We start from the raw sequence: 25,725 nt of genomic DNA, 5'->3' as shown, positions 1-25,725 counted from the left end.
AGAAGCCATGTATCGTTACGACGAATTCGACCACGCCTTCGTTTCCGCACGCGTCGAGCAGTTCCGCGACCAGGTCCAGCGGCGGCTGTCCGGTGAACTCGCGGAGGATGCGTTCAAGCCGCTGCGCCTGATGAACGGCGTCTATCTGCAGCTCCATGCCTATATGCTCCGCGTCGCCATCCCCTATGGTACGCTCTCGAGCCGGCAGATGCGGATGCTCGCCCATATCGCCCGCAAATATGACCGCGGCTACGGACATTTCACCACCCGCCAGAACATCCAGTACAACTGGCCGCGCCTTTCCGACACGCCTGATATCCTCCAGGAGCTGGCGAGCGTGGAGATGCACGCGCTGCAGACCTCCGGCAACTGCATTCGCAATGTGACGGCGGACCATTTCGCCGGTGCCGCGGCGGACGAAGTCGCCGATCCGCGCCCTTATGCCGAAATCCTCAGGCAATGGTCGAGCGTCCATCCGGAGTTCTCGTTCCTGCCGCGCAAGTTCAAGATCGCGGTGACCGGCGCCGAGCGCGACCGCGCCGCCATTCAGGTGCATGACATCGGCCTGCACCTGAAGAAGGACGAGAATGGCAAGCTTGGCTTTGCCGTCTATGTGGGCGGCGGGCAGGGCCGCACGCCGCTGATCGCCAAGAAAATCCGCGACTTCCTGCCGGAAGAGGATCTGCTTTCCTACACGACCGCGATCATGCGCGTTTACAACCTTCATGGTCGCCGCGACAACAAGTACAAGGCGCGCATCAAGATCCTGGTTCATGAAACCGGTGCCGAGGAACTGGCCCGTCAGGTGGAGGTCGAATTCGCCAATCTGAAGGACACGGAACTGAAGCTGCCGGATGCGGATATCCAGGCGATTGCTGCTTATTTTGCGCCGGCGATGCTGCCGAACCGGCCCGAGGGCTGGGGCAGTCTCGCCCGCTGGAAGAAGGCCGATCCGGAATTTGCCCGCTGGGTGCACCAGAACGTTCAGCCGCACAAGCATCCCGATTACGGCATGGTAACGATCTCGCTGAAGCCGATCGGGGGCATTCCGGGCGACGCGAGCCACGAACAGATGGATGCGGTCGCCGATATCGCCGAGGAATATGCCTTCGACGAGATACGCGTCAGCCATGAGCAGAACCTGATCCTGCCGCATGTGGCGCTGGCGGACCTCGAGCCGGTCTATCGCGCCCTGGTCGCCGCCGGCCTCGCCACCGCCAATGCGGGGCTGATCACCGACATCATTGCCTGTCCGGGGCTCGACTACTGTGCGCTTGCCAATGCGCGCTCGATTCCGGTCGCGCAGGAGATTTCGAACCGTTTCGGCTCGGCCGAGCGGCAGGCCGAAATCGGCGAGCTCAAGATCAAGATCTCCGGCTGCATCAATGCCTGCGGGCATCATCACGTCGGCCATATCGGTCTTCTGGGCGTCGAGAAGAAGGGCGCGGAGCTCTATCAGATCACGCTCGGCGGCTCCGGTGACGAACATACATCGATCGGCGAGATCATCGGCCGCGGCTTCGAGCCGGAAAGAGTGACCGACGCGGTGGAGACGATCGTCGACACCTATCTCGGCTTGCGCCGAGACAAGTCCGAGACCTTCCTCGAAGCCTATCGCCGGGTGGGGCCGCAGCCTTTCAAGGACGCGCTCTATGGCGGCGGTGCCCAGGCGGCGGCGTGATCAAAGGACAGCATAAGATGACGAAAATCTGGAAAGAAACGGGCTTCGTGAACGATGATCCCTGGGTGATCGAAACCGACGAGACTAAAGCCGGGTCGAACGAAAAGGCGATCCTGAACATCGACGCCTTCCTGGCAGCGGTTGCGGAGAGCGATGCCTCGGAGCTTGGCGTTCTGATCAACCCCGCAGACGACGTGATGCGTCTTCAGCCCTATCTCGAAAGGATAGCGCTGGTGGCGGTGGCATTTCCGGCTTTCAGCGACGGCCGGTCCTTCAGCCATGCTTCGCTGCTGCGTTCGCGGCTCGGCTACCAGGGCGAAATTCGCGCCATCGGCGACGTGCTGATCGACCCGATCCCGCTTATGCTGCGTTGCGGCGTCGACAGCTTCGCCGTAACCAACGCCACGGCGATCAAGCGGCTTTCGGAGGGCCGCCTGCCGGGGATTTCCAACCACTACCAGCCGACGGCAAAGCCGTCCGTCAACGCCAATTCCTACAGCTGGCGCCGCGTCTCGTGAGCGGCGCGGCCGCGACAGTGTGAAGCAAGCCGAAATCCTCGAAAGCGACTATATTTGGAAGGGATTTCCTTTCAATTCGGCATGGGTTGGAATATCCGCTTGTAGTTGATAAACAGCGTCACCATTTATAGGACTGTGGTCACGATGAATGCTCCGGCAAAAAAAGAAGATTTCGCGGTACAGGCTCCGGCAGGCGTCTTCGCTGAAACGGTGACGAGCGTCGAACACTACACCGACCGGCTCTTCCGCTTCCGCATGACGCGCCCGCAGGAGTTCCGCTTCCGCTCGGGCGAATTTGCGATGATCGGCCTGATGGTTGGCGACAAGCCCGTTTATCGTGCCTATTCGATCGCGAGCCCGGCCTGGGACGAGGAACTGGAATTCTTCTCGATCAAGGTGCCTGACGGACCGCTGACGTCGCATCTGCAGGGGATCAAGCCCGGGGACCAGGTGCTGATGCGCAAAAAGCCGACGGGCACGCTGGTGCTGGATGCGCTCGTGCCTGGCCGCAGGCTCTATATGTTTTCGACGGGCACGGGTATCGCGCCTTTTGCGAGCCTCATCCGCGACCCGGAAACCTTCGAGAAGTTCGAGGAGGTCATCCTCACCCACACGTGCCGCGACGTGGCGGAGCTGAAATATGGCTTCGACCTTGTCGAGGAAATCCGCAACCACGAATTCCTGAACGAGATCGTCGGCGACAAGCTCCGGCACTACGCGACGGTGACGCGTGAGGAATATCCTTTCAAGGGCCGGATCACCGACCTGATGACCAACGGCAAGTTCTTCGCCGACCTTGGCCTCCCGCCGCTCGATCCCGCGATCGACCGCGGCATGATTTGCGGCTCCACTGCCATGCTGAAGGACACCAAGGAAATCCTCGAAGCCGCCGGCCTGACGGAAGGCGCCAACAACAAGCCGGCAGAGTTCGTCATCGAACGTGCGTTCGTCGGCTGATCCCTGCCGCCGAGGGCATAGCGTCCTCCTAGAGCATTTCAACGTTTCATAGAAACATTGAAATGCTCTAGCGATCTGATTCAACGCACTTCCGGACGGTAAACCGTCACACACTCTTCCTTGAAGTGCTCTAAAGACATTTCGCCCCTCATCCGCCTGCCGGCACCTTCTCCCCGCAAGCGGGGCGAAGGGACTCGTGGCGGGCGCTCCGGCTGCGTCCGGAAGTGCGTAGTTTCAAAAGATAGGAGCGCTTAGTTGGCCTATGATGCGAGGTCCGGCGATCTAACGCCCGCGTGCTCGCATTGTGTTGTAGACGTCCCCCCGTTCTCGCTTCCCGACTGCCACGACCAACACAATGACAGTGCCATCATCGACCCTGTAGACGAGACGGTAGCCAAGCTGTCTCAGTTTGATTTTGTAGTGGTCGGGCATTCCGCTTAGCGCGGCGCTCGGAATGCGGGGACGCTCCAAACGCTCACGCAGCTTCTTTACAAACTGCTGCCGGATCGTCGCGCCTAACTTGTCCCATTCCTTTCGAGCAGACGGCAGGAATTCGAGGCTATAGGGCATCGATATCGACCGGCTCGCCCTTTTCCTCCGCTCGCTCTTTCACGAGCTCGGCAAGATAGAGGTCGTCCAGCCGCTCAAGCATGGATTCGTAGACCTCGGCAGGCACCAGATAGGCCATGACGCGATTGTGGTTCAGCACGGCCACGGCTTCGCCTTGGGCCTCGCCCATTACCGCCGTGGGACTCTTCTTCAAGTCGGAAACGCTCACGGCTACAGAGGCTTCTACACGCTGCATAATGCCCTCTTACTCAAGACCATTGGTGAGACCTTTTTCTGTACCAGAATTGGTACTTTTTAGCAACTGGAGTCCATAGATCAGATCCCGGGCTCGCCCTCTTTGCCGGGGAGACAAAACGAACCAGGGCTGACATTTCGGCCTAGAACGGCAGGCTTCTGCGAGGTCTCGGCCTGCAGTTCAAACGAAACGGCCCGCCGTAAAAGCGGGCCGCAGTCATTTCGAGCGGTTGGAAGATCAGTGCAGGATCTGGCTGAGGAACAGCTTGGTCCGCTCATGCTGCGGATTGTCGAAGAACTCGGCCGGCGAGTTCTGTTCGACGATCTGGCCCTGATCCATGAAGATCACGCGGTTGGCGACCTGGCGGGCGAAGCCCATTTCGTGGGTGACGCAGATCATGGTCATGCCTTCCTCGGCGAGTCCCACCATGGTGTCGAGCACTTCCTTGACCATTTCCGGGTCGAGTGCAGAGGTAGGCTCGTCGAAGAGAAGGATTTTCGGCCGCATGCAAAGCGAGCGGGCGATGGCGACGCGCTGCTGCTGACCGCCCGAAAGCTGGCCTGGATATTTGAGCGCCTGCTCCGGAATCTTCACGCGCTCCAGGAAGTGCATCGCCACCTGCTCGGCTTCCTTCTTCGGCATCTTGCGGACCCAGATCGGCGCCAGCGTGCAGTTTTCCAGGATTGTGAGATGCGGGAAGAGGTTGAAGTGCTGGAAGACCATGCCGACTTCCCGACGCACTTCGTCGATCTTCTTCAGGTCGTTGGTGAGTTCGATGCCGTCGACGACGATCTTGCCCTTCTGGTGCTCCTCGAGCCGATTGATGCAGCGAATCATCGTCGACTTGCCGGAGCCCGACGGGCCGGCGACGACGATGCGCTCGCCGCGCATGACCTTGAGATTGATGTCGCGCAGCACATGGAAATCACCGTACCATTTGTTCATGTTGGTGATTTCGATCGCGACATCCGTCGTCGAGACGGCCAATTTCGGTGCAGTGGCGGTATTTGCCATTTTCTTTTCCCCTTTTTTTACCGCTGGCTTCTGTCGAGCAGGCGTTCCATGAAGCCTGAATAGCGTGACATGCCGAAGCAGAAAAGCCAAAAGACGAAGCCCGCGAAGATAAGACCGGTCAGCGGCGTGACGGCGCTGGCCCAGTTCGTATCGCTGAAGTTCAGGCGAACGATGCCGAGCAGGTCGAACATGCCGATGATCGACACGAGCGATGTGTCCTTGAACAGGCCTATGAATGTGTTGACGATACCGGGAATGACCAGCTTCAGGGCCTGCGGCAAAACGATGAAGCCCATTTTCTGCCAAAAGCTGAGCCCCAGCGAATCGGCGCCCTCATACTGGCCCTTCGGAATTGCCTGCAGACCGCCACGTACGACTTCCGCCATGTAGGCGGAGGCAAAGAGCGACACACCGATCAGGGCGCGCAGGAACTTGTCGAAGGTGACGCCCTGCGGCAGGAACAGCGGCAGCATGACGCTGGCCATGAACAGCACCGTGATCAATGGAACGCCGCGGATAACTTCGATGAAGACGGTGCACAGCATCTTGATCACCGGCATGTTCGACCGGCGTCCAAGCGCCAGCAGGATGCCGAGCGGCAACGAAACTGCGATGCCGACGAAGGAGAGGACCAGGGTGACCATCAGGCCGCCCCAGAGCGGCGTTTCGACATAGGTGAGGCCGAACCAGCCGCCGGGCAGGAGGATCGCCGCAAGGATAGGCAGGGCGACCAGCAGCAGAAGCGCGTTCAATCCCTTGTATGGGATTCTCGGTATCAGCATCGGCACCAGCAGCAACACGAAAAGGATGCCGACGAGTGCCGGACGCCAGCGCTCATCGAGCGGGTAGCGGCCAAAAAGGAACTGGGCGAATTTCGCATTGACGAAGGCCCAGCAGGCGCCGCTCCAGCCTTCCGGCTGCGAGCCGCCTTGCGAGAGCGTGGCACAGACGCCGCGGCCGCCGCCGCTCCAGGCGGCATCGATGAAGAGCCACTGGATTGCGGGCGGCACCAGCCATGCCAGGATAAGCAGGCTGATGATCGTCAGGGCCGTGTCCTTGGGCGTGGCGAACAGATTTTTCCGCAGCCAGGAGACGACACCGCTTTCCAGCGACGGGGCAGGCGAAGCTTCGATCATCGAAGCGCGAACGAAAGAGGCCTGATTCGTGCTCATGATCTCACCTCTCCACCAGCGCCATTCGGGCGTTGTACCAGTTCATGAACAGCGACGTCGCGAGGCTCAGGCTGAGATAGACGATGAGCCAGATGCTTACGATCTCGATTGACTGTCCGGTCTGGTTGAGAATGGTGCCGCCGACGGCGACGAGGTCGGCATAACCGATGGCAACCGCCAGCGAAGAGTTCTTGGTGAGGTTGAGATATTGACTGGTCAGCGGCGGAATGATGATGCGCATCGCCTGCGGCACGACCACGAGGCGCGTCGTCAGCGCCGGGCGTATGCCGAGCGCATGTGCCGCCTCCGTCTGGCCCTTGGAAACGCCGCGGATACCGGCCCGGACGATTTCAGCGATGAAGGCTGCCGTGTAGAAGGAAAGCGCGAGGAACAGCGACATGAACTCCGGTCCGACGACCGAACCGCCCGTGAGGTTGAACTTGCCCGCCACGGGAATGTCGAAGGTGATCGGCGCACCGGTCACGAGAAATGTGACCAGCGGCAGGCCGATGATCAGTCCGAGCACGGTCCACAGGACGGGAAGGCGCTCGCCGGTCGCCAACTGCCGTTGGCGCGCGTAACGGGCAAAGAACACACTTGCGGCGACGGCGATAACAAACGCGAGGAGCGTGTATCCTGCACCCTCTTCGGCAATCGGCCTCGGAAAGGCGACACCGCGATTGCTCAGAAAGATATCGAAGGGCAGGGCAAGCGCATCTCGTGCCTGCGGCAATATCGACAGCACCCCGCTGTACCAGAAGAATATGACGAGCAGCGGCGGGATGTTGCGGAACACCTCGACATAGGCCAGCGAGAGCTTGGCGATGATCCAATTGTGCGAAAGGCGTCCGATGCCGACGATAAAACCGATGATCGTCGCCGTGATGATTCCGGTAATTGCGACGAGCAAAGTGTTGACGAAGCCGACCAGCAAGGCGCGGCCATAGGTGGAATCGCTGGTAAATGAAATCAGCGACTGTCCGACATCGAAGCCGGCGCGGCTTCTAACGAAGTCGTAGCCGGATGCGATGTTCGCGCGTCTCAGGTTGTCGACGGTGTTGTCGACGATCCAGTAGATGAGCGCTGCGAGGATGATGATGGTGATTGCCTGATAGAATATCCCGCGCACCTGAGGATCGTTGATGATCGATCCCGATGACGTGCTTCGTTCAGGCGCGTTGGTGACGCCGATGGCCATGCAAAGCCTCTTTCCCCTAATCCATCCTTTCGGATGTTCCCGTTATCGGGTTTTTATCGTTGATCGGGGGAACGGCCGCGCCGTCCCCCCTCCATCCGCGTCCGATCAGCGGACCGGCGGTGCGTACTGGAGACCGCCCTTGTTCCAGAGGGCGTTGAGGCCGCGCTCTATCTTCAGCGGGCTGCCTGCGCCGATGTTGCGGTCGAACACTTCGCCGTAGTTTCCGACTGCCTTGACGATATTGACCGCCCATTCGTTGGTGAGGCCGAGGTCCGTGCCGATCTTGCTGTCGGCCTCTACGCCCAGGAAGCGTTGAACGTCGGGGTTCGTCGACTTCTTCATTTCTTCGACATTGGCCTGGGTTATGCCGAACTCTTCGGCCTGGACCAGGGCGTAATGAACCCAGCTGACGATGTCGAACCACTGATCGTCACCCTGGCGGACCGCCGGTGCGAGCGGCTCTTTGGAGATGATCTCCGGCAGAACGATGTGGTCATCGGGCTTCGAGAGGGTGAGGCGCAGCGAATAGAGGCCGGACTGGTCGGTCGTATAGACGTCGCAACGGCCGGCGTCGTAGGCAGCGTTCACTTCCTCGAGTTTTTCGAAGACGACCGGATTGTACTGCAGATTGTTCGCCTTGAAGTAGTCGGCAAGGTTGAGCTCGGTCGTCGTGCCCGTCTGAACGCAGACGGCGGCGCCGGAAAGCTCGAGGGCGGACTTCACGTCGAGTTCCTTGCGAACCATGAAGCCCTGGCCGTCGTAATAGTTGACGGGACGGAAGTTGAAGCCAAGCGCGGTGTCGCGGTTGATCGACCAGGTCGTGTTGCGCGCAAGCACGTCGACTTCGCCGGACTGCAGCGCCGGAAAGCGTTCCTTGGCGGAGAGCGGCGTATACTTGACCTTGCTGCCGTCGGCGAAGATCGCAGCCGCAATCGCCTTGCAGTAGTCGACGTCGAAACCGCTCCAATTGCCCGAGGCGTCAGGGGCTGCGAAACCGGCGAGGCCGGTATTCACGCCGCACTGGACGAAGCCCTTGGCCTTTACGTCGTCGAGCGTCGCGGCGGATGCCGCATGTGTGCCAATCCCCACGACAGCAGCGCCAACGAGAGCTGTCAGAATTCTTCTTGCCATTTTTTCGAACCTTTTCGGTTGTCGTTTTTCGCGTCTGCACGGTAGCGCGCTCTTGGCGCGTGCAGCCTCAGCCACCCTCCTGGCCTGAGTAAAAACTATCTCATGCTCAAAATCTGGAAGGGTCAAGAGACGTGGCCGATTTTGTGATCTTCCATGTGAAAAACGTGAAGCTCGCCAGAAGTTTAGGCAGGTCCCGCGACGGATTTGCCCGCCATGGATAAAAAACCGCCAGTTGCGCCTCCTTCGTGATTCACAGTCGGCCGGCTCGAATTTTTCCTTGACCCGGCCCGTAGCCCGTTCGATGAGTCGGCAGCGAAAATCAACAGCGGATGTTTCAATGGCAGACAACACGAGCGGGCGAGCGGAGCAGGGCATCAATACCCGCCTCGCGCATACCGGCAACAATCCCTCCGACTTCCATGGTTTCGTCAATCCGCCGGTGGTTCACGCTTCCACCGTGCTGTTCCCGAATGCGAGGACGATGGAGACGCGGGCGCAGAAATATACCTACGGTACGCGCGGCACACCGACGACTGACGCGCTTTGCGAGGCCGTGAACGAGCTGGAGGGCGCAGCGGGCACGATCCTCGTTCCTTCCGGGCTCGCTGCGGTCACGGTGCCGTTCCTGGCCTATCTGTCTTCGGGCGACCATGTTCTCATCGTCGATTCGGTCTACTTCCCCACCCGCCATTTCTGCGACACGATGCTCTCCAGGCTCGGCGTCACTGTCGAATATTATGACCCGACGATCGGCGCCGGGATCGAAAACCTGATCAGGCCGAACACGCGGCTGGTGCATACGGAAGCTCCGGGCTCGAATACGTTCGAGATGCAGGATATTCCGGCAATCTCCGCCGCGGCGCACCGGCACGGCTGTATCGTGACCATGGATAACACCTGGGCGACGCCGGTCTACTTCCGGCCCCTCGACCACGGCGTCGACGTTTCGATCCATGCGGCGACCAAATACCCCTCCGGTCACTCGGACGTTCTTCTCGGAACCGTTTCCGCCAATGCGGCCCATTGGCCGGCACTCAGCGAGGCGATGGTTACGCTCGGCGTCTGCGTTTCGCCGGACGACAGTTATCAGATCCTGCGCGGCCTGCGCACGATGGGCGTTCGCCTGGAGCGCCATCAGGCAAGCGCGCTGGCGATCGCTGAATGGCTCGAGGGCCGTGACGAGGTGGCGCGCGTGCTTCATCCGGCACTGCCGAGCTTTCCCGGACACGAATTGTGGAAGCGCGACTTTGGCGGCGCGAGCGGGATATTCTCCTTCGTGCTCAGGGCTGAACCGGAAGACGGCAAGGCAAAGGCGCATGCCTTCCTGGATGCGCTCTCGCTGTTCGGGCTCGGTTACTCCTGGGGCGGCTTCGAAAGCCTCGCCGTTCACGTGAATCTCTCCGACCGCAAGGTCGCGAAGGCCCCGTCCGAGGGGCCGGTCATCCGGCTTCAGATCGGACTCGAGGATGTACCGGACATCCGCCGGGATATCGAGGCGGGCCTCGCCGCGGCAAACGCCGTCTGAGGTCTGAACGAAGCGACAGGGAGGCGAATAGGCTTCCCTCATCGCGTTCCAACTAAGCGCCGTAGCCGTAAAGCCAGTCGAAATCGGCTGCGAGCGCTTCGGGTTTTCTGAAAGAGAGAACGAAATCGCGCGCGATCCGCACCGGACCTGCTGCGTGGTAGGCGAAGCTGTTGAATGCGGCGCGCTTGCGAACGCGGCCGATCCGCGTTCTGCGTGCGTCTTCATAGCGCGCGAAGGCGGAGGGAAGGTCGGGAATATCGGCCATACAGCGGGCGAGTTCACGGGCGTCCTCGATGGCCATCGCCGCGCCCTGGGCCGCAAATGGCGTCATGGCATGGGCAGAATCGCCGATGAGAATGGTGTCGCGCCCATTGTGCCAGGCCCCGTCTTCAACCGTGCAGAGCGGCCAGTAGGTCGCCGAGCCGGCGTGACCGAGAAGCGCGCGCAGGTCGGGATGCCAATCCCTGAAGGCCGCCTCGAACTCGCGCCGGCGATCGCCGGATTCGTGCCCCGTCCAGGTTTCGCCCGACGCCTTTCCGGCAACGATCGCGACGAGGTTGAAGCCGTCGATCTTTCTGAGCGGATAGGCGACGAGATGGGCCTTCGGCGCGAGGAAGGCGGTGACGCGATCAGGCACCAGGCAGGCGGGCGCCCGGGTGCGTGACAGCGTGAAGCGCCAGGCGACATTGCCCGAAAAACGGACGGTCCCGGCGCCGGGGACAGAGAAGCGTATCCGCGACCAGATACCGTCCGCACCGATGATCGCTGCCGGTGATCGCTTGCTCGCTTCGGTGATGACTGCTCGCGGATCGTCCCCGACGCGATTTCCCAGGTGAAGACGGCAAAGCGGCTCCGCCCGGACCGCATCCAGAAGGATCGTTTGCAGGCTGGCACGATGCAGGACGCCATAGGGAGCGCCCCAGCGCTCGCGGGCGCGTGCGCCGGCAGGCACGCTGGCAAGTGGCCGCAGCGAGCGGCCGTCGGTAAGCGAGATCGCTTCCGGTTCATTCCAGACGCGTTCGAGAGCGGGCAGCAAGCCGAGGTCGATGAGGATGCGCGATGCATTCGGCGAAAGCTGAAGCCCGGCACCGGCCTCCTCCAATGCTTCGGCCTGCTCGAATATATCCGTCCGGAAACCCTGCCGTGCAAGGCAGAGCGCGGCGGTCAGCCCGGCGATGCCGGCACCGACGATCGCAACCGGATCAGCCTTTTGCATGGATGTCGCGCCGTCGCCTGCGCAGGATCAGGCGGCTTTAGTCGTGAAAAGGCAGCCCGGAGGAATCGTTTCCGTCGCCTTCAGGGAAGGATTGTAGCGGTAGAGGGTCGAGCAATAGGAACAGACCTTCTCGTTCTCGTCGCCCATGTCGACGAAGATGTGAGGGTGGTCGAACGGGACGGAAGCACCCGTGCACATGAATTCCTTGACGCCGATCTCGATGACCCGGTGCCCGCCGTCGTTCTGAAAATGGGGGATGCTGTGGCCGGCCATGTCGTACTCCGATATATGCAAGTCTTAGATGTCGATTGGGGTGTCGAATTTGCCGGCACCATAGTGAGCTTTGGCGAAAATGTGTAGCGGCAAACATGCCGCGCTTTATGGTTTTTGAAGCGGTTGGGGTTTCCGGCGGTTGCTTTACCAACTAACGTCCGCGCCGACAGGACAATACCAGGAAAACCAGATGGACTTGAACCCTCCGCCATTTTCCCGCTTCACGCATGACGGACTGGAAATCGCCTATTTCGACGAAGGTGACCCCTCGGGCGACCCGATCCTGCTCATTCACGGCTTTGCATCGAGCGCCAATGTCAACTGGGTGTTTCCCGGATGGCTGAAGACGCTCGGCGACGCCGGATACCGCGTCATCGCGCTCGACAATCGCGGGCACGGGCAAAGCAGCAAACCCCATGATCCCTCGCTCTATCACCCGCCGCAGATGGCGGGGGATGCGGCGGCACTTCTGGTGCATCTCGGCATCGGCGAGGCGCATGTCATGGGTTATTCGATGGGCGCGCGGATCTCGGCATTCCTGGCTTTGCAGCACCCGGATCGCGTCCGTTCGCTGGTATTCGGCGGTCTCGGGATAGGCATGATCACGGGGGTGGGGGAGTGGGATCCGATCGCCGATGCGCTGCTTGCACCTTCTTTGGAGGACGTTACGCACGAGCGGGGCCGGACGTTCCGCGCCTTCGCAGACCAGACGAAAAGCGATCGTCAGGCGCTTGCCGCATGCATATCGACATCGCGCGACCTGCTTACCGCCGACGAGGTGGGCCGCATAGACGTGCCGGTGCTGATCGGTGTCGGGACAAAAGATGACATCGCCGGGTCGGCTGAGGAGCTTGCCGCGCTGATGCAGCATGCCGTGGCACTCGACATTCCCGGGCGCGACCACATGCTGGCGGTCGGCGACCGTGTGTTCAAGAAGGCGGTCCTGGAGTTTCTTGCCGGAGTTGGGTGAGGCCGATCCAGGCGGAAAACCCTGCGCACTTTTCCTCGAGCTGCTCTCGGCCGTGCGACCAACGAGAGGTGAAATCCGGCCAGGCCATTTATGTCGGCGGGGAATTGGCCTATATATGCCCGAACACGACCCCATCTTAAGACGGCAGGCCAAAGACGACCCCGCCGAGGGAACGCCCAGGAAGGAGAGCGACCATGGTCGCCAAGACAGAACTTCGTCATACGGAATCGCTCGAAGCGATCGATCCGATCTGGGATAGCCTGCGTGAGGAGGCGCGGCTGGCGGCCGAGCGCGACCCGATGCTGGCGGCCTTTCTCTATTCGACGGTGGTCAATCAGCATTCCCTGGAAGATTGCGTTATCTACCGGATTTGCGAGAGGCTGGATCATCCCGACCTCCAGGCGAGCCTCCTGCACCAGACCTTTGCCGAGATGCTCGAGGACTGGCCCGAATGGGGCGCCGTCCTGCGCGTGGATATCCAGGCGGTCTACGATCGCGATCCCGCCTGCACGCGCTTCATGGAGCCGGTGCTTTATTTCAAGGGCTTCCATGCCATACAGACGCACCGTCTGGCTCACTGGCTGTGGAGCCGCGGCCGGAGAGACTTTGCGCTCTATCTCCAGAGCCGCTCCTCCAGCGTTTTCCAGACCGACATCAATCCGGCCGCCCGCATCGGGCGCGGTATCTTCCTCGATCATGCAACGGGGCTCGTTGTCGGCGAAACCGCGGTCATCGGCGATAACGTATCTATCTTGCATGGCGTGACGCTTGGCGGCACCGGCAAGGAAGGCAGCGACCGTCATCCGAAGATCGGCAACGGCGTGCTGATCGGCGCCGGCGCAAAGATTCTCGGCAATATCCACATCGGCCACTGCTCACGCGTGGCCGCCGGTTCCGTCGTGCTGAAGGCGGTCCCTCCCAAATCGACGGTTGCCGGTGTGCCGGCGAAGGTCGTCGGCGAGGCCGGCTGTTCCGAGCCGTCGCGTCAGATGGACCAGATCCTGGCGTCGTTCGATATCTGATCAAGGCGCCCGAAGCCCGGCTGTGCCGGGCATCGACGCTGCGAAAAATCAGTGCACCAATTCAAGGCGTTGCGAGCATTTCTTCGCCTCCCGGCGAACGCTTGGCGCTCTGATGGGTTTACACCTGGCAATGGCCCGTGCAACAAGCGCGGCAAATCAATCGGCTACGGAGAATAGTTTTGAAGCCCGAAGAAATCCGCAAGCTTGAGGCCTATCTTAAGCGCACGTTCAACCAGTCCATGGTCGTCAAGGCTCGCCCGAAGAAGGACGAATCCGCTGAAGTCTATCTCGGGGACGAATTTCTCGGTGTCGTCTTCCGTGACGAAGAGGACGGCGAGCTCTCCTATAATTTCTCGATGGCGATCCTCGACATAGACCTCTGAGAGCAACACGAATCCCACCTGGATCCGTGGTAATCGCGCGTTGCAAGACCCGGTACTGAGCAATCAGGCCGGGTTTCCTGTTGTTAAATCATACTTTTCGGAGAAATTTGACTGGAGGCGTCCGTCTTCATCAAGTCGTTGCAAGAACTGTATTTTATTGCAACGCACACTGAACTTGACTTTTTGTGCAGTGCACCTAGACTGGCCGCGTTCCTAGCCGAGCCGTTACAAGGAGACGCCCGATGTTTAACTTCGACGATGCGAACAGGAAGAGCAAGGAAGCGCTCGACGTGGCCGTGAAGAGCTACTCAGCCATGACCAAAGGTTTCCAGGCTATTGCGACCGAAGCGGCCGACTATTCAAAAAAATCCTTCGAGGATGGCGTTGCTCATGTCGAAAAGCTTACCAGTGCCAAAAGCCTCGAAGCAGCGTTCGAGCTTCAGACGAATTATCTGAAGGCAAGCTACGAAGGCTTTTTCGCCGAGGCGACGAAGATCGGTGAGATGTATGCCGACCTCGCCAAGGACGCCTACAAGCCCTATGAGGCGCCGGTTGCCAAGGCAGGCACTGCGGTCAAAACGGCCGCCGCCGCCTGACCATCAGCTTCATCGCTATTGCAGACCAGGCCGGTCGCGGATGCCGCGGCCGGCCTTCGTCCGTTCGTATTCTGCGCGTCTTCAAGACCGCCGACGGCCTGAAGGCAGCAGGTGCCGGCGAAGAAATTTGATCAATCTTGTGTTTCGCCGTGCGAATATGTTTGCAGTGCGTGGGTTCGGTCTTAAAATCCAAGAACGAACCATTAGATAAAGGCAAGCATGTCGTGGCCGAATGCAAATGGATCCGCGGCTGTAAAGGAATGAACAAGAATGATCGCCATGCCGGTCCGGATGCAGCAGGGAAGCGAAGGAGACGGAGGCGGCCCCAGTCGTGGCACGTCCGTTATCACCCGCACCAAGCCGAAGACCAAGAAGCCGAGTTTGTACCGCGTTCTGCTTTTGAATGACGATTACACACCGATGGAATTCGTCATTCACATCCTCGAGCGCTTCTTTCAGAAGAACCGCGAAGAAGCGACCGTCATAATGCTACATGTCCACAACCACGGCGTTGGAGAATGCGGCGTCTTCACCTACGAGGTCGCCGAAACCAAGGTGACGCAGGTGATGGATTTCGCCAGGCAGCATCAACATCCGTTGCAATGCGTCATGGAAAAGAAATGAGGAACTAACGTGCCAACATTTTCGCCCAGCCTCGAAAAGGCGCTGCATCAGGCACTGACTTTTGCCAACGAGCGCCATCACGAATATGCGACGCTCGAGCACCTGCTGCTGGCATTGATCGATGATGCCGATGCGGCGGCTGTGATGGGCGCGTGCAATGTCAATCTCGACACGCTTCGCAAGACCGTGACCGATTACGTCGACAACGAATTGTCGAACCTCGTCACCGGCTACGACGAAGACTCCAAGCCGACGGCGGGCTTTCAGCGCGTGATCCAGCGAGCCGTCATCCATGTGCAGTCCTCGGGCCGCGAAGAGGTGACGGGCGCCAACGTGCTCGTGGCGATCTTCGCCGAGCGCGAGAGCCATGCTGCCTATTTCCTGCAGGAGCAGGAGATGACGCGGTATGACGCAGTCAATTTCATTTCGCACGGTATAGGCAAGCGGCCGGGAAGCTCCGAGGCGCGGCCGGTGCGCGGGGCGGAAGACCAGGACTCCGAACAGAAGGCTTCGCGCGAGAGCGAGGAGGCGGGCCCGAAGAAGCAGCAGGATGCGCTCACGGCTTATTGCGTGAACCTCAACGAAAAGGCCAAGTCCGGCAAGATCGATCCGTTGATCGGGCGTCACGCCGAAGTCAACCGGACCATTCAGGTGCTTTGCCGCAGGTCCAAGAACAACCCGCTTTACGTGGGCGATCCTGGCGTGGGCAAGACGGCGATCGCCGAGGGGCTTGCCAAGCGCATCGTCGAGAAGAAGGTGCCCGAGGCGTTGCAGGACGCCACGATCTTCGCGCTCGACATGGGAACCCTGCTGGCCGGCACGCGCTATCGCGGCGACTTCGAGGAGCGCCTGAAGCAGGTGGTCAAGGAACTCGAAGATTACCCCGGTGCGGTGCTGTTCATCGACGAGATCCACACGGTCATAGGTGCCGGCGCCACGTCGGGCGGCGCCATGGACGCGTCGAACCTCTTGAAGCCCGCGCTGTCTTCCGGCGCGATCCGCTGCATCGGCTCGACCACCTATAAGGAGTATCGCCAGTTCTTCGAGAAGGACCGGGCTCTCGTTCGCCGCTTCCAGAAGATCGACGTCAACGAGCCGACGATCGCGGACACGATCGAGATCATGAAGGGCCTCAAGCCGTATTTCGAGGACTACCACCAGCTGAAATACACCAACGATGCCATCAAGGCGGCGGTGGAGCTTTCGGCACGCTACATCAATGACCGGAAGCTGCCGGACAAGGCGATCGACGTCATCGACGAGTCCGGTGCCGCGCAGATGCTTTTGCCCGTCAGCAAACGCCGCAAGCTGATCACCGAAAGGGAGATCGAAGCGACCGTCGCAACGATGGCACGCATCCCGCCGAAGACCGTGTCCAAGGACGACGAGGCGGTGCTCGCCAATCTCGAGCAGGAACTGCGTTCCGTCGTTTATGGCCAGGATCTGGCGATCGAGGCGCTCGCCTCGTCGATCAAGCTGGCGCGCGCAGGCCTTCGCGAGCCCAACAAGCCGATCGGCTGCTACGTCTTCTCCGGCCCGACCGGCGTCGGCAAGACGGAAGTGGCGAAGCAACTCGCCACCTCGCTCGGCGTCGAGCTGCTGCGCTTCGACATGTCGGAATATATGGAACGCCACACGGTCTCGCGACTGATCGGCGCGCCTCCCGGCTATGTCGGCTTCGATCAGGGCGGACTCCTGACCGACGGCGTCGACCAGCATCCGCATTGCGTGCTGCTGCTCGACGAAATCGAAAAGGCGCATCCGGATCTCTTCAACATCCTCCTGCAGGTCATGGACCACGGTTCGCTGACCGACCATAACGGCAAGAAGATCGATTTCCGGAACGTCATCCTGATCATGACGACCAATGCCGGCGCGTCCGACATGGCTCGGGCGGCGATCGGCTTCGGTTCCTCCAAGCGGACGGGTGAGGACGTGGAGGCGCTGAATCGCCTTTTCACGCCGGAGTTCCGCAACCGTCTGGACTCCGTCATTCCGTTCAACTCGCTGCCGACCCCGGTTATCCACAAGGTCGTGCAGAAGTTCGTCATGCAGCTCGAAACGCAGCTTGCGGAGCGCAATGTCACCTTCGACCTTGCGCCTGATGCGATCGCCTGGCTCGCGGAGAGGGGCTATGACGAGAAGATGGGTGCACGGCCGCTGGCACGCGTCATCCAGGAAAATATCAAGAAGCCGCTCGCGGACGAAATCCTCTTCGGCAAGCTGAAGAAGGGCGGTGTCGTCAAGGTGACGATCGGGGCAAAGGAAGACGGCACGAAAGGGCTCATGCTCGAAGCCGTGCCGGAAACGGCTCCGATCAAGCCCAAGGCCGAGGTCTCGCGTCCCGCCGGCAAGGGCGCGAAACCCAAGAAGGCTGCCGAAAAGGAAAGCGTAGCCGCATCCGAAGAGGGCGCGAAAGCCAAGTCGAAGAAGACGGCCGCCAAGTCCTCGAACAAGAGCGGCGGTTCCGGCGCGGCTCCGCTCAGGGGGCGGACGGTTCCGAAGGTGCCGCGCAAGAAATAACGCGATCGCGACTGGACGTGACAGTGCCGGGTGAGTTACCCGGCACTTTCTTGTGAGCGTGGAGCATAGCGGGTGGATTCCACTAACCGTATCGAAGAGGAGCGATCGCCTCTGGGCTGGTTTCTGGCGGGTGCGCGTGGGATATTCAGCCTTCCGGCCATAATCCTCATGCTTTCCTTCGTGGGCTTCTGCTCGCTGACGGTTCAGGCCGGGATCCCACCGGCGCAAGTCGTGTTCATGACCGGCATCGTCTGGGCCCTGCCGGCAAAGGTCATTCTCGTAAGTTCCATCCTCAGCGGCGCCAGTCTTGCGACGGCGTTCCTGGCAGTCACGCTTTCGTCGGTTCGGTTGATGCCGATGGTCGCCGCACTCGTTCCCGAACTCCGTACGCCGAAGACGCCGACATGGCTGCTTCTCTTGCTTTCGCATTTCATCGCCATCACCGCCTGGGTCTTCGCGATGGAGCGCGTGCATGCGGTTCCGCGCCGGCACCGCGCGACCTTCTTCGCCGGCTTCGGCATCACGCTGGTCGCGACGAACATGGCGCTGGTCGGGATCGTTTATCGCCTCGTCGCCGATTTCCCGCCGATCGTCGCCGGATGTCTCTTCTTTCTGACGCCGGTCTATTTCCTCGCCTCGATCTGGAATTCCGCCCGTCATCCGGTTGTCTATGCCGCGCTCGCGATCGGTCTCGCCGCAGGGCCGGTCTGCTACCGGATCGCCCCGGAGTTCGACATTCTGCTCGCCGGCCTCGGCGGAGGAACGCTCGCCTGGCTTGGTGAGCGCTTCTGGCGCATGCGAAAGGAAACGAGCGCGTGAGCTGGATGGACGGATGGTGGGCCTACGCATTCATTGCGATCGCCGGCTGGCTCGCGACCGACATCTGGCGGTGGCTCGGAGTGCTCGCCGGAAATCGGCTGCGCGACGATTCAGAGGCGCTGAACTGGGTGAGGGCGGTGGCGACGGCGCTGGTGGCGGCCGTCATTGCCAAACTCGTACTTTACCCGACCGGCGTTTTGGCCCAGTCGCCTCTGTGGCTTCGGCTCGGCTCCGTCGTTCTCGGCGCGATCGCGTTTTTCCTCGCCCGCCAGAAACCCGTCGCCGGGATCGGAACGGCGATCGCTGCCCTGGCCGCAGGCCTCTGGTGGCTGGGCTTCTGATGAGTTAAAGCGGAATAATAGTAAAATTCCGTAAGCGGTTGAATCAAACGTTACATGGCAGCCTAAAGCGCTCGGCGGATCTTCTCCGCGTTTGCGGCCAGCACCTCTCCGTCTTCCATCTTGCCGGAATGCGGCTTCAGCGGAATGCCCTCCCGCCTGGGGATCACGTGGAAGTGCAGATGGAAAACGGATTGACCGGCCGGCGCCTCGTTGAACTGCATGATGGTGACGCCGTCCGCCGCGAAAGCGGCCTTCGCGGCGAGGGCGATCTTCTGGACGGTCGCGATCAGGCTGGCGAGGGTGGCTGGATCCGCATCGAGAATGTTGCGGGACGGCGCCTTAGGCAACACCAGGACATGGCCTTCGGCCTGAGGCATCACGTCCATGAAGGCGACGGTGGCCTCATCCTCATAGACGCGATGCGAGGGGATCTCGCCGCGCAATATCTTGGCGAAGATATTGTTGGTGTCGTATGCGCTCATGTCGTTTCCTCTTCCTGGCAGGCGTTCGCGGCGTCTCAGCCGTCCTGGCGTTCACCTTTGCGGAAAGGACCGTGTTCCGCAAGAAACTCGCCGGTTTCTTCCACATCCCGGCGCTCCCGTTCCAGATAATCGGCTACGGCGCGCGCAAGCCCCGGATGGCTGATGAAATGTGCGGAATGAGTCGTCACCGGCATATAGCCCCGTGCAAGCTTGTGCTCGCCTTGCGCGCCGGCTTCGACGCGCTTCAATCCCTTCGCGATCGCGTAGTCGATCGCCTGATGGTAGCAGACTTCGAAATGCAGGAAGGGGTGGTCTTCGATGCAGCCCCAGTGTCGGCCATATAGCGCATCGCCGCCGATGAAATTGATCGCTCCGGCGATATAGCGCCCGCCGCGCTTGGCCATGACCAGCAAGATATCGTCGGCCATGCGCTCTCCGATCAGCGAGTAGAAGGCGCGGGTCAGATAGGGACGCCCCCATTTGCGTCCGCCGGTATCCATGTAGAAGGCAAAGAACTGGTCCCAGATAGCTTCCGTCAGGTCGCTGCCTGTCAGCCAGTCGATGGTTATGCCGTTTTCCACCGCCGATCGGCGTTCTTTCTTGAGTGCCTTGCGCTTTCGCGAGGTGAGCGTGGCGAGAAAGTCGTCATGCGATCCATAGCCTTCATTCATGAAGTGGAACTGCTGATCCATCCGATGCAGGAAGCCCGCCTGCTCCAGGATCGGCATTTCGTCCGTCGGGACGAAGGTCACATGGGCCGAGGAGAGGCGGTGGCGGCGCGTGAGTTCCTTGAGGCCGGCAGCGAGTGCGTCGCGCACGGTTCGTGGATCGCTTCCCCCGGCCACCAGCAGCCTTGGCCCCGTCGCCGGCGTGAACGGCACGGAACATTGCAGTTTCGGATAATAGCGGCCGCCGGCCCGCTCGAAGGCATCCGCCCAGCCATGGTCGAAAACATATTCCCCCTGGCTGTGGCTCTTGACGTAGCAGGCGAGAGCCCCCCGCAGGAAACCGTCCGCGTCCTCCATCAGGAGATGCTGTCCGAGCCAGCCAGTCTCCGCCGTCGCCGAGCCCGATTCCTCCAGTGCCGAGAGATAGGCATGCGAGACGAAGGGATTGTAGGCCGTGCCGGCATGCCCTTTGGAAGCGCCGGCAAGCCCGCCCCAGCTCGCCGGCGATATCGACGTGAACGAAGGTTCTATGCGGATGGTGATCGCGTCTGTCATGCGCCTACGAAATCATGCTCTCCCGGGGATCGAAACCCTCGAAGGTCATCTGGTCGGCATTGGCGAATGTGTGCTCCTGAGCCTGTCTGTCGCGTACCGTCCAGGTGATGAGCGTTCGGCCGAGCGCGCGCTCCTTTTCCGTGAAGGCGTTGGGAAGATGGCCGTAATGGTAGGAGATGAAATCCAGTCCGAGATGCATCGCCTCCTCGTGCACGAAGAAGGTTTCCGGATTGACACCCTCGGCAGTCAGGCCGAGGGGGTAGGGCGCATCGAGTTCCTTCAGGTCCCTGAGCAGCCAATGGTCGAAGCTCATCAGCGCCACATGGCCCTCATAGCCTTCCAGCGTCTCGAGCACGGCCGCGCAAAAGCCTTCGTCGTCGCCCAGTCGCCCCTTGAGCTCGATGATCAGTGGGACACGGCCGGCAACGAGGCGCAGCATCTGCTTCAGGGTCGGCACCTTGTCGCCCGTGCCGCCGACGGACAGAAGCCCCAGCTCCGCGGACGTCTTCGCGCGCACGTCGCCCGCAATCCCGCAGAGCCGTTGAAGGTCGTGGTCGTGGAAAACGACGGGAACGCTGTCAGCCGCGAATTGAAGGTCGCACTCGATCGCGAAGCCGGCTTCGACCGCGCGAGAGAAAGCGGAGAGCGTGTTTTCCCAAACCTCCCGATTCATGTCGTGGAAGCCGCGATGGGCGATCGGCTGGGCCTTGAGCCAGGAAAGATCCTTCATTGGAAGTCCCTGATCATGCGATTTCGATCACGGCGTCGATCTCGACAGCCGCGTTGAAGGGAAGGGAAGCCATGCCGACAGCGGCACGAGCGTGTTTGCCCGCTTCGCCGAGCGTATTGGCAAGCAGGTTCGAGGCGCCGTTGATCACCAGGTGCTGTTCGACGAAGTCCGGCGTGGAAGCGACGAAGCCGTTGATCTTGACGAGGCGGCGGATACGGCCGAGATCGCCGAGAGCCGCTTTGGCCTGGGCCAGGATGTTGATCGCGCAGAGTTCGGCGGCTCTTTGCGCGCCGGCGACATCGACATCCTTGCCGACATGGCCGGTTACGGCGACCTTGCCGTTTTCCATCGGCAACTGCCCGGAAATGTAGAGCATCGACCCCGAAACGACATAAGGCACGTAGTTCGCGACGGGCGCAACTGCCTGCGGAAGGACGATGCCGAGTTCGGTGAGGCGGGTTTCGATCTCTGCGGACATGGAAGGCTCCGTTGTTGTCTTTTGTGCTAAAATCCGGCATGCAAAGCAGATCTTGACAGGCGTGGACCAGAACCGATCTGCCTTGTTTCTGCCGAATGCTTGTTTATCGCATTGGCGGCGAGTCCAACAGGAGGAAACGGATGTTTCGTAAAGGCTTCGGTCTCGTCACTGTGGGAAGCGTCTGTGTCGTGGTCATGACGGCGGGCGCGGCACAGGCGACTGCTCTCGTTCCCCACCGCGCTGTCTACGATCTGGAATTGAAGGACGCCTCCGAGCGGTCCGGCATCTCCGGCATGTATGGCCGCATGGTCTATGAGTTCAACGGCTCCTCCTGCGAAGGCTATACCGTCAGCTTCCGCTTCGTCACCCAGGTCGATACGGGTGACGAGGTTCGCCTAACCGATCAGCAGACCACCACCTATGAGGACATGAGGAACGGCAATTTCCGTTTCCTCACCCGCTCCTTTACCGATGAGAAGCTGGACAAGGAGGTGCGCGGAAGCGCGCATGACGATAAGTCCGGCGTCAAGGTCGAGCTGACCGCCCCCGACAAGCGCCAGGTGGCGCTTGCGGCCAGCCGGTTTCCGACAGAACACATGCTCGAAGTGATCGAACGTGCGAAAAAAGGAGAGACCTTTTTCGAGGCGCGTATTTTCGATGGTTCCGATTCGGGCGACAAGACGCTGATTACCTCGACCTTCGTGGGCAAGCCGCGTAAGCCCGCTCCTGACGATGCGGATGTCGGCAAGGCCGGAAAGCTTGCGGGCGAGAACTACTGGCCGGTGACGATCACCTATTTCAACGACGAAGCCAACGGCGACGCGCTGCCCGTCTACCGCATGGCGTTCAAGCTCTACGAGAACGGCGTGACGCGGGATCTCACCATGGACTACGGAGACTTCGTCCTGAGCGGAAAACTCGCAAAGCTCGAGGTCTTCAATAGCGAAGAGTGCAAATAGGCAACGGCAGAAGCGATTTTCGAAAGTGACCGCAACCTGCTCCTATTGACAGCGACCATTTATTTTCTAAAGTTGAGAAAATAAATGGGGGGCGAACAGTGGGTGTGCATCACGGCCAGGTCCTGCGCATCCTTCGCGACGAAGGGCCCCAATCGCGCGCCATCCTTGCGCGCCGCGCCGGGCTGTCCGCGACGACCCTTACCCATGTGACGGCGCAGCTCCTCGCCGACGGCTCCGTCGCCGAGGTGGAGCCGGCGGCAAGCAGCGGGGTGGGGCGGCCGGGACTGGCGATCCGGCTCCTGCCGAACGCTCATCACGTTGCCGGCGTGCATATCGGTGCCGGGCTCGTCCAACTGACGGTCACGGATCTCCTGGGTTCGCCGAAAGCGGCCGCTTCGTTCGAATTCGCGCTGCCGGACACCTCACCGGAGGCCGTGACGGCGCGGATCGCGGACGAAATAGAGAAGCTGAAGCTTCTCGCGCGCACAGACCATCTGCTCGGCGTCGGAGTAGGAGTGCCGGGACCCGTCGATGCCGGCCAGCGCACCATCCTGGCTTCGATCAACACCGGCTGGCGCAACCTGCCGCTGGCGGGCATGCTGGAGCGACGCACGGGCCTGTCGGTGGTGCTGGAGCATAACGTTACCGCAATGGCGGTCGCGGAGGCGCGCTTCGGTCTCGGCCGCGGGGTTCCGGCATTGCTTTATGTCTATTTGCGCTCCGGTCTGGGGGCAGGGCTGGTGGTCGACGGCGTGCCGTTTCGGCCGGGCGGCGGCCATGGTGCAGTCGAGCTCGGTCACATCCAGATCTCACAGGACGGGCCACGGTGCAGTTGCGGCAATCATGGCTGTCTCGAAAGCTATGTGAACGAACGCGTCCTGATGCGTGCATTGGGGCTGGAAGGCTCTGCTCCGGCCGATCTCCTGATGCAGGTGGAGAACACGGACGTCTGGGGTCCGACACTCGCTCGGCTGACCGACTCGCTCGCCATCGCAATCAGTCTGCTTACGCCCGATCTGATCGTCTTCGGCGGTCACCTCGCTGACGCGCCGGAGAGCCTGTTCGCGCATCTGCGAAAACATCTGCCGCCACGGGTCATGCCTCATATGCGCGACATCCTTCGGTTCGAACGAACCGGTTTTGGCTCGCAACTGGGCGCGATCGGCGGGGCGGCGGTCGCGCTCGACCACTTTTTCTATTCGGGAGCCCGGTATTGAGCACTCTGACGTCCAAAGACGAGGAAACGACAGGGAACGGGTTTTCGCCGGCGGAGCTGGCGCCCATCGTCCTGAACCTGATCGCCTTGGCGTTCGCCGTCACGGTATGGTGGGGCGTCACGGCGGCGGGGCTGGTGATCCTGCCGGGACCGGCCGAGGTTTTCCGGCGCGCAGTGGAGCTGATCGCGAACGGCCAGTTGCCGCTGGACGTCGTCTCCAGTCTTCGCCGCGTGCTGGCCGGCTTCCTGCTCGGCGTGGCGGCAGCCATTCCCGTCGGCTTCCTGATGGGTTGGTACCGCGTCGCCCGCGCACTGATCGAGCCCTACATCCAGTTTTTCCGCATGATTCCGCCGCTGGCGGTCATACCGCTCGCGATCGTGACCATGGGCATCGACGAAGCGCCGAAGGTCTTCGTCATTTTCCTCGCCTCGTTCCTTTCCTGCGTCGTCGCCGCCTATCAGGGTGTCATCGGCGTCGACCGTACGTTGATCAGCGCTGCACGCGTGCTTGGGGCCAACGACGGCGTGCTGTTCTACCGCGTGATCGTCCCTGCCTCCATTCCCTTCATTCTGGTCGGCGTCCGGATCGGGCTCGGCTCGGCCTGGGCAACGGTCGTCGCGGCCGAGCTCATCGCAGCGCAATCGGGTCTCGGTTTCCGAATGCAGCAGGCGCAACTCTATTACGACCTACCCACCATCTTCGTCAGCCTCGTGACGATAGGCATTCTCGGCCTGCTCATGGATCGCATCGTCCAGGCGGCGGAACGCCGTCTGACCCGCTGGCGCCGTTTACCATCAGAAACCCCAGGTCAGTTCGAGTTCATCACAAGGAGGAGGAATGCCGTGACTTTTACCCGACGCAGTTTCATCCGCGTTGCCGCTGCCGGTGCGCTGGCGGCCCCCATAGTGGGCGCCACCACGAGAGCCGCTTACGCAGAAGCAAAACCCGTGCGGATCGGTTACATCGCCGACTATTTCGGCACGAGCCTGACGGCGATCGCCACCGACCAGAACCTGTGGGCAAAACACGGCCTGGAACCGGACCTGAAGATCTTCACCAACGGCCCGATCCAGATCCAGGCGTTGGGCGCGGGCAGTCTCGATTTCGGGTATGTCGGTCCAGGCGCCCTTTGGCTCCCGGCCACTGGCAAGGCCAAACTCGTCGCGATCAATGTGCTCGGACTGTCCGACCGCGTCATCGCGCAGAAGGGCATCAACTCCGTCGCGGACCTCAAGGGCAAGAAGGTCGGCGTTCCGGAAGGCACATCGGGCGACATGCTGTTGCGTCTCGGCCTTGCCAAGGCTGGCATGACGATTTCCGACATAGAAGTGGTGAAGATGGACCCTTCGACGGTCGTTTCGGCTTTTGCATCGAAGCAGATCGACGGCGCCGGCATCTGGTATCCGCTGGTGGGCATCATCAAGAAGACCGTCCCGGATCTGGTCGAAGTCGCCAAGAGCGACGATTTCTATCCCGAGAACTCATTCCCTTCGGCTTTCGTCGCCCGCAATGAGGTGATAGCCGGCGACGTGGACGTGGTCAGGAAATTCATCGCCACGATGAAGGAGGCCAACGACTATCGCGTTGCCGACGTGCCGCGCTCGGTCGCGATCACCGCCAAGTTCCTCGGAGTGCCGGCCGAACCGCTTGAAGTCGAAAGCCGCAACGGCAAGTTCCTGACCACCGCCGAGCTCGTTGCAGCCAGCAGGGATGGGACGGTGGCCAACTGGCTGAAGGGTCTCAACGACCAGTTCGTCGCTTTCGGCAAGATGCAGAACCCGCTCGACCCGAAGGACTACTATCTCGCCGACCTCTACGCAGGCGACTGAACGCCAACCCGCCGGCGCGCTCCGTCGCGCCGGCACTCT

General features: G+C 61.2%; 27 protein-coding genes and 1 pseudogene. 16 read left to right on the top strand and 12 right to left on the bottom strand.

The window, feature by feature from the left end:
* Positions 1-7: 7 nt before the first annotated feature.
* The 3 genes from BHD07_RS30040 (at position 8) to BHD07_RS30030 (ending at position 3,156) form a co-directional block, all read left to right on the top strand.
* The gene (locus tag BHD07_RS30040; RefSeq protein ID WP_100673926.1) at positions 8-1,681 is read left to right on the top strand and encodes a nitrite/sulfite reductase; all 1,674 of its coding nucleotides are present in this window, start codon (positions 8-10) and stop codon (positions 1,679-1,681) included.
* A 17-nt stretch (positions 1,682-1,698) separates the two neighbouring features.
* On the top strand, positions 1,699-2,199 hold the full coding sequence (locus BHD07_RS30035; protein WP_100673925.1) for a DUF934 domain-containing protein: 501 nt from the start codon (positions 1,699-1,701) through the stop codon (positions 2,197-2,199).
* A gap of 144 nt (positions 2,200-2,343) precedes the next feature.
* The gene (locus BHD07_RS30030) at positions 2,344-3,156 is read left to right on the top strand and encodes a ferredoxin--NADP reductase (protein ID WP_018097785.1); all 813 of its coding nucleotides are present in this window, start codon (positions 2,344-2,346) and stop codon (positions 3,154-3,156) included.
* 282 nt (positions 3,157-3,438) lie between these two features.
* On the opposite strand, the gene BHD07_RS30025 is transcribed toward BHD07_RS30030, so the two are convergent.
* From BHD07_RS30025 to BHD07_RS30000, 6 genes are all read right to left on the bottom strand, one after another.
* On the bottom strand, positions 3,439-3,726 hold the full coding sequence (locus BHD07_RS30025) for a type II toxin-antitoxin system RelE family toxin (RefSeq protein WP_018097784.1): 288 nt from the start codon (positions 3,724-3,726) through the stop codon (positions 3,439-3,441).
* Positions 3,716-3,961, bottom strand: coding sequence for a type II toxin-antitoxin system Phd/YefM family antitoxin (locus BHD07_RS30020; RefSeq protein ID WP_026168897.1), 246 nt, complete (start codon positions 3,959-3,961; stop codon positions 3,716-3,718). Before BHD07_RS30020 ends, BHD07_RS30025 begins: the two co-directional genes overlap by 11 nt.
* 237 nt (positions 3,962-4,198) lie before the next feature.
* A complete protein-coding gene (locus BHD07_RS30015; RefSeq protein ID WP_100673924.1) occupies positions 4,199-4,975 on the bottom strand; it encodes an amino acid ABC transporter ATP-binding protein in 777 nt (258 codons plus the stop codon).
* Positions 4,976-4,992: 17 nt separating this feature from the next.
* Positions 4,993-6,147 carry an amino acid ABC transporter permease gene (locus BHD07_RS30010; RefSeq protein ID WP_100673923.1) on the bottom strand — a complete coding sequence of 385 codons (1,155 nt, stop codon included), beginning with the start codon at positions 6,145-6,147 and terminating at the stop codon, positions 4,993-4,995.
* Positions 6,148-6,151: 4 nt separating this feature from the next.
* Positions 6,152-7,345, bottom strand: a complete 1,194-nt coding sequence (locus BHD07_RS30005) for an amino acid ABC transporter permease (protein WP_018097780.1) — start codon at positions 7,343-7,345, stop codon at positions 6,152-6,154.
* Between the two features lie 105 nt (positions 7,346-7,450).
* Positions 7,451-8,476, bottom strand: a complete 1,026-nt coding sequence (locus BHD07_RS30000; protein ID WP_100673922.1) for an amino acid ABC transporter substrate-binding protein — start codon at positions 8,474-8,476, stop codon at positions 7,451-7,453.
* 337 nt (positions 8,477-8,813) lie between these two features.
* Between BHD07_RS30000 and BHD07_RS29995 the strand changes: the two genes are divergently transcribed.
* Positions 8,814-10,001 (top strand): cystathionine beta-lyase, encoded by a 1,188-nt coding sequence (locus BHD07_RS29995; protein WP_100673921.1) that lies wholly within the window; start codon positions 8,814-8,816, stop codon positions 9,999-10,001.
* Positions 10,002-10,053: 52 nt separating this feature from the next.
* Here BHD07_RS29995 and BHD07_RS29990 read toward each other — a convergent pair whose 3' ends face one another.
* Positions 10,054-11,217 carry an FAD-dependent oxidoreductase gene (locus BHD07_RS29990; protein WP_338284137.1) on the bottom strand — a complete coding sequence of 388 codons (1,164 nt, stop codon included), beginning with the start codon at positions 11,215-11,217 and terminating at the stop codon, positions 10,054-10,056.
* Positions 11,218-11,244: 27 nt separating this feature from the next.
* Positions 11,245-11,490, bottom strand: coding sequence for a zinc-finger domain-containing protein (locus BHD07_RS29985; protein WP_003535025.1), 246 nt, complete (start codon positions 11,488-11,490; stop codon positions 11,245-11,247).
* Between the two features lie 190 nt (positions 11,491-11,680).
* On the opposite strand from BHD07_RS29985, the gene BHD07_RS29980 reads away from it, so the two are divergent.
* The 8 genes from BHD07_RS29980 to BHD07_RS29945 all read left to right on the top strand — a co-directional run bounded on the left by BHD07_RS29980 (position 11,681) and on the right by BHD07_RS29945 (position 18,768).
* Positions 11,681-12,460 carry an alpha/beta fold hydrolase gene (locus tag BHD07_RS29980; protein WP_015241159.1) on the top strand — a complete coding sequence of 260 codons (780 nt, stop codon included), beginning with the start codon at positions 11,681-11,683 and terminating at the stop codon, positions 12,458-12,460.
* A 194-nt stretch (positions 12,461-12,654) separates the two neighbouring features.
* On the top strand, positions 12,655-13,482 hold the full coding sequence (gene cysE, locus BHD07_RS29975; RefSeq protein WP_100673918.1) for a serine O-acetyltransferase: 828 nt from the start codon (positions 12,655-12,657) through the stop codon (positions 13,480-13,482).
* 179 nt (positions 13,483-13,661) lie between these two features.
* A complete protein-coding gene (locus BHD07_RS29970) occupies positions 13,662-13,865 on the top strand; it encodes a DUF3126 family protein (protein WP_003535016.1) in 204 nt (67 codons plus the stop codon).
* A 242-nt stretch (positions 13,866-14,107) separates the two neighbouring features.
* Positions 14,108-14,461 (top strand): phasin PhaP2, encoded by a 354-nt coding sequence (phaP2, locus tag BHD07_RS29965; protein WP_100673917.1) that lies wholly within the window; start codon positions 14,108-14,110, stop codon positions 14,459-14,461.
* A 270-nt stretch (positions 14,462-14,731) separates the two neighbouring features.
* Positions 14,732-15,085 (top strand): ATP-dependent Clp protease adapter ClpS, encoded by a 354-nt coding sequence (gene clpS, locus BHD07_RS29960; RefSeq protein WP_003535011.1) that lies wholly within the window; start codon positions 14,732-14,734, stop codon positions 15,083-15,085.
* Between the two features lie 9 nt (positions 15,086-15,094).
* On the top strand, positions 15,095-17,608 hold the full coding sequence (gene clpA / locus BHD07_RS29955) for an ATP-dependent Clp protease ATP-binding subunit ClpA (protein WP_018097773.1): 2,514 nt from the start codon (positions 15,095-15,097) through the stop codon (positions 17,606-17,608).
* A gap of 72 nt (positions 17,609-17,680) precedes the next feature.
* A complete protein-coding gene (locus tag BHD07_RS29950; RefSeq protein ID WP_338284136.1) occupies positions 17,681-18,427 on the top strand; it encodes an AzlC family ABC transporter permease in 747 nt (248 codons plus the stop codon).
* A 5-nt stretch (positions 18,428-18,432) separates the two neighbouring features.
* Positions 18,433-18,768, top strand: a complete 336-nt coding sequence (locus BHD07_RS29945) for an AzlD domain-containing protein (protein ID WP_080636661.1) — start codon at positions 18,433-18,435, stop codon at positions 18,766-18,768.
* Positions 18,769-18,830: 62 nt separating this feature from the next.
* Here the strand turns inward: BHD07_RS29945 and BHD07_RS29940 are convergent, their stop codons facing one another.
* Genes BHD07_RS29940 through BHD07_RS29925 form a run of 4 tightly spaced genes read right to left on the bottom strand, consistent with a single transcriptional unit; the run spans position 18,831 to position 21,681 of the window.
* Positions 18,831-19,250, bottom strand: a complete 420-nt coding sequence (locus tag BHD07_RS29940; protein ID WP_018097770.1) for an HIT family protein — start codon at positions 19,248-19,250, stop codon at positions 18,831-18,833.
* 35 nt (positions 19,251-19,285) lie between these two features.
* A complete protein-coding gene (locus BHD07_RS29935) occupies positions 19,286-20,473 on the bottom strand; it encodes a GNAT family N-acetyltransferase (RefSeq protein ID WP_338284135.1) in 1,188 nt (395 codons plus the stop codon).
* Positions 20,474-20,477: 4 nt separating this feature from the next.
* Positions 20,478-21,203, bottom strand: a complete 726-nt coding sequence (locus BHD07_RS29930) for a glycerophosphodiester phosphodiesterase (protein ID WP_100673913.1) — start codon at positions 21,201-21,203, stop codon at positions 20,478-20,480.
* Between the two features lie 13 nt (positions 21,204-21,216).
* Positions 21,217-21,681, bottom strand: coding sequence for a RidA family protein (locus BHD07_RS29925; RefSeq protein WP_100673912.1), 465 nt, complete (start codon positions 21,679-21,681; stop codon positions 21,217-21,219).
* A 140-nt stretch (positions 21,682-21,821) separates the two neighbouring features.
* On the opposite strand from BHD07_RS29925, the gene BHD07_RS29920 reads away from it, so the two are divergent.
* The 4 genes and pseudogenes from BHD07_RS29920 to BHD07_RS29905 all read left to right on the top strand — a co-directional run bounded on the left by BHD07_RS29920 (position 21,822) and on the right by BHD07_RS29905 (position 25,686).
* Positions 21,822-22,640: a cell envelope integrity EipB family protein gene (locus BHD07_RS29920; RefSeq protein WP_100673911.1), complete on the top strand. Its 819-nt coding sequence runs from the start codon at positions 21,822-21,824 to the stop codon at positions 22,638-22,640.
* 98 nt (positions 22,641-22,738) lie between these two features.
* On the top strand, positions 22,739-23,857 hold the full coding sequence (locus tag BHD07_RS29915) for an ROK family transcriptional regulator (RefSeq protein ID WP_338284134.1): 1,119 nt from the start codon (positions 22,739-22,741) through the stop codon (positions 23,855-23,857).
* 56 nt (positions 23,858-23,913) lie between these two features.
* Positions 23,914-24,642, top strand: a pseudogene (locus BHD07_RS29910) (ABC transporter permease); the annotation flags it as partial.
* Positions 24,643-24,747: 105 nt separating this feature from the next.
* Positions 24,748-25,686 (top strand): aliphatic sulfonate ABC transporter substrate-binding protein, encoded by a 939-nt coding sequence (locus tag BHD07_RS29905; RefSeq protein ID WP_164866969.1) that lies wholly within the window; start codon positions 24,748-24,750, stop codon positions 25,684-25,686.
* The last annotated feature ends 39 nt before the right edge of the window (positions 25,687-25,725 follow it).

Origin of the sequence: Sinorhizobium sp. KGO-5 (genome assembly GCF_036245905.1) — a bacterium.
Lineage (GTDB): Bacteria > Pseudomonadota > Alphaproteobacteria > Rhizobiales > Rhizobiaceae > Sinorhizobium > Sinorhizobium meliloti_A.
The sequence above is the reverse complement of the archived record's forward strand: the minus strand, read 5'-3'. Positions and strand labels throughout refer to the sequence as shown.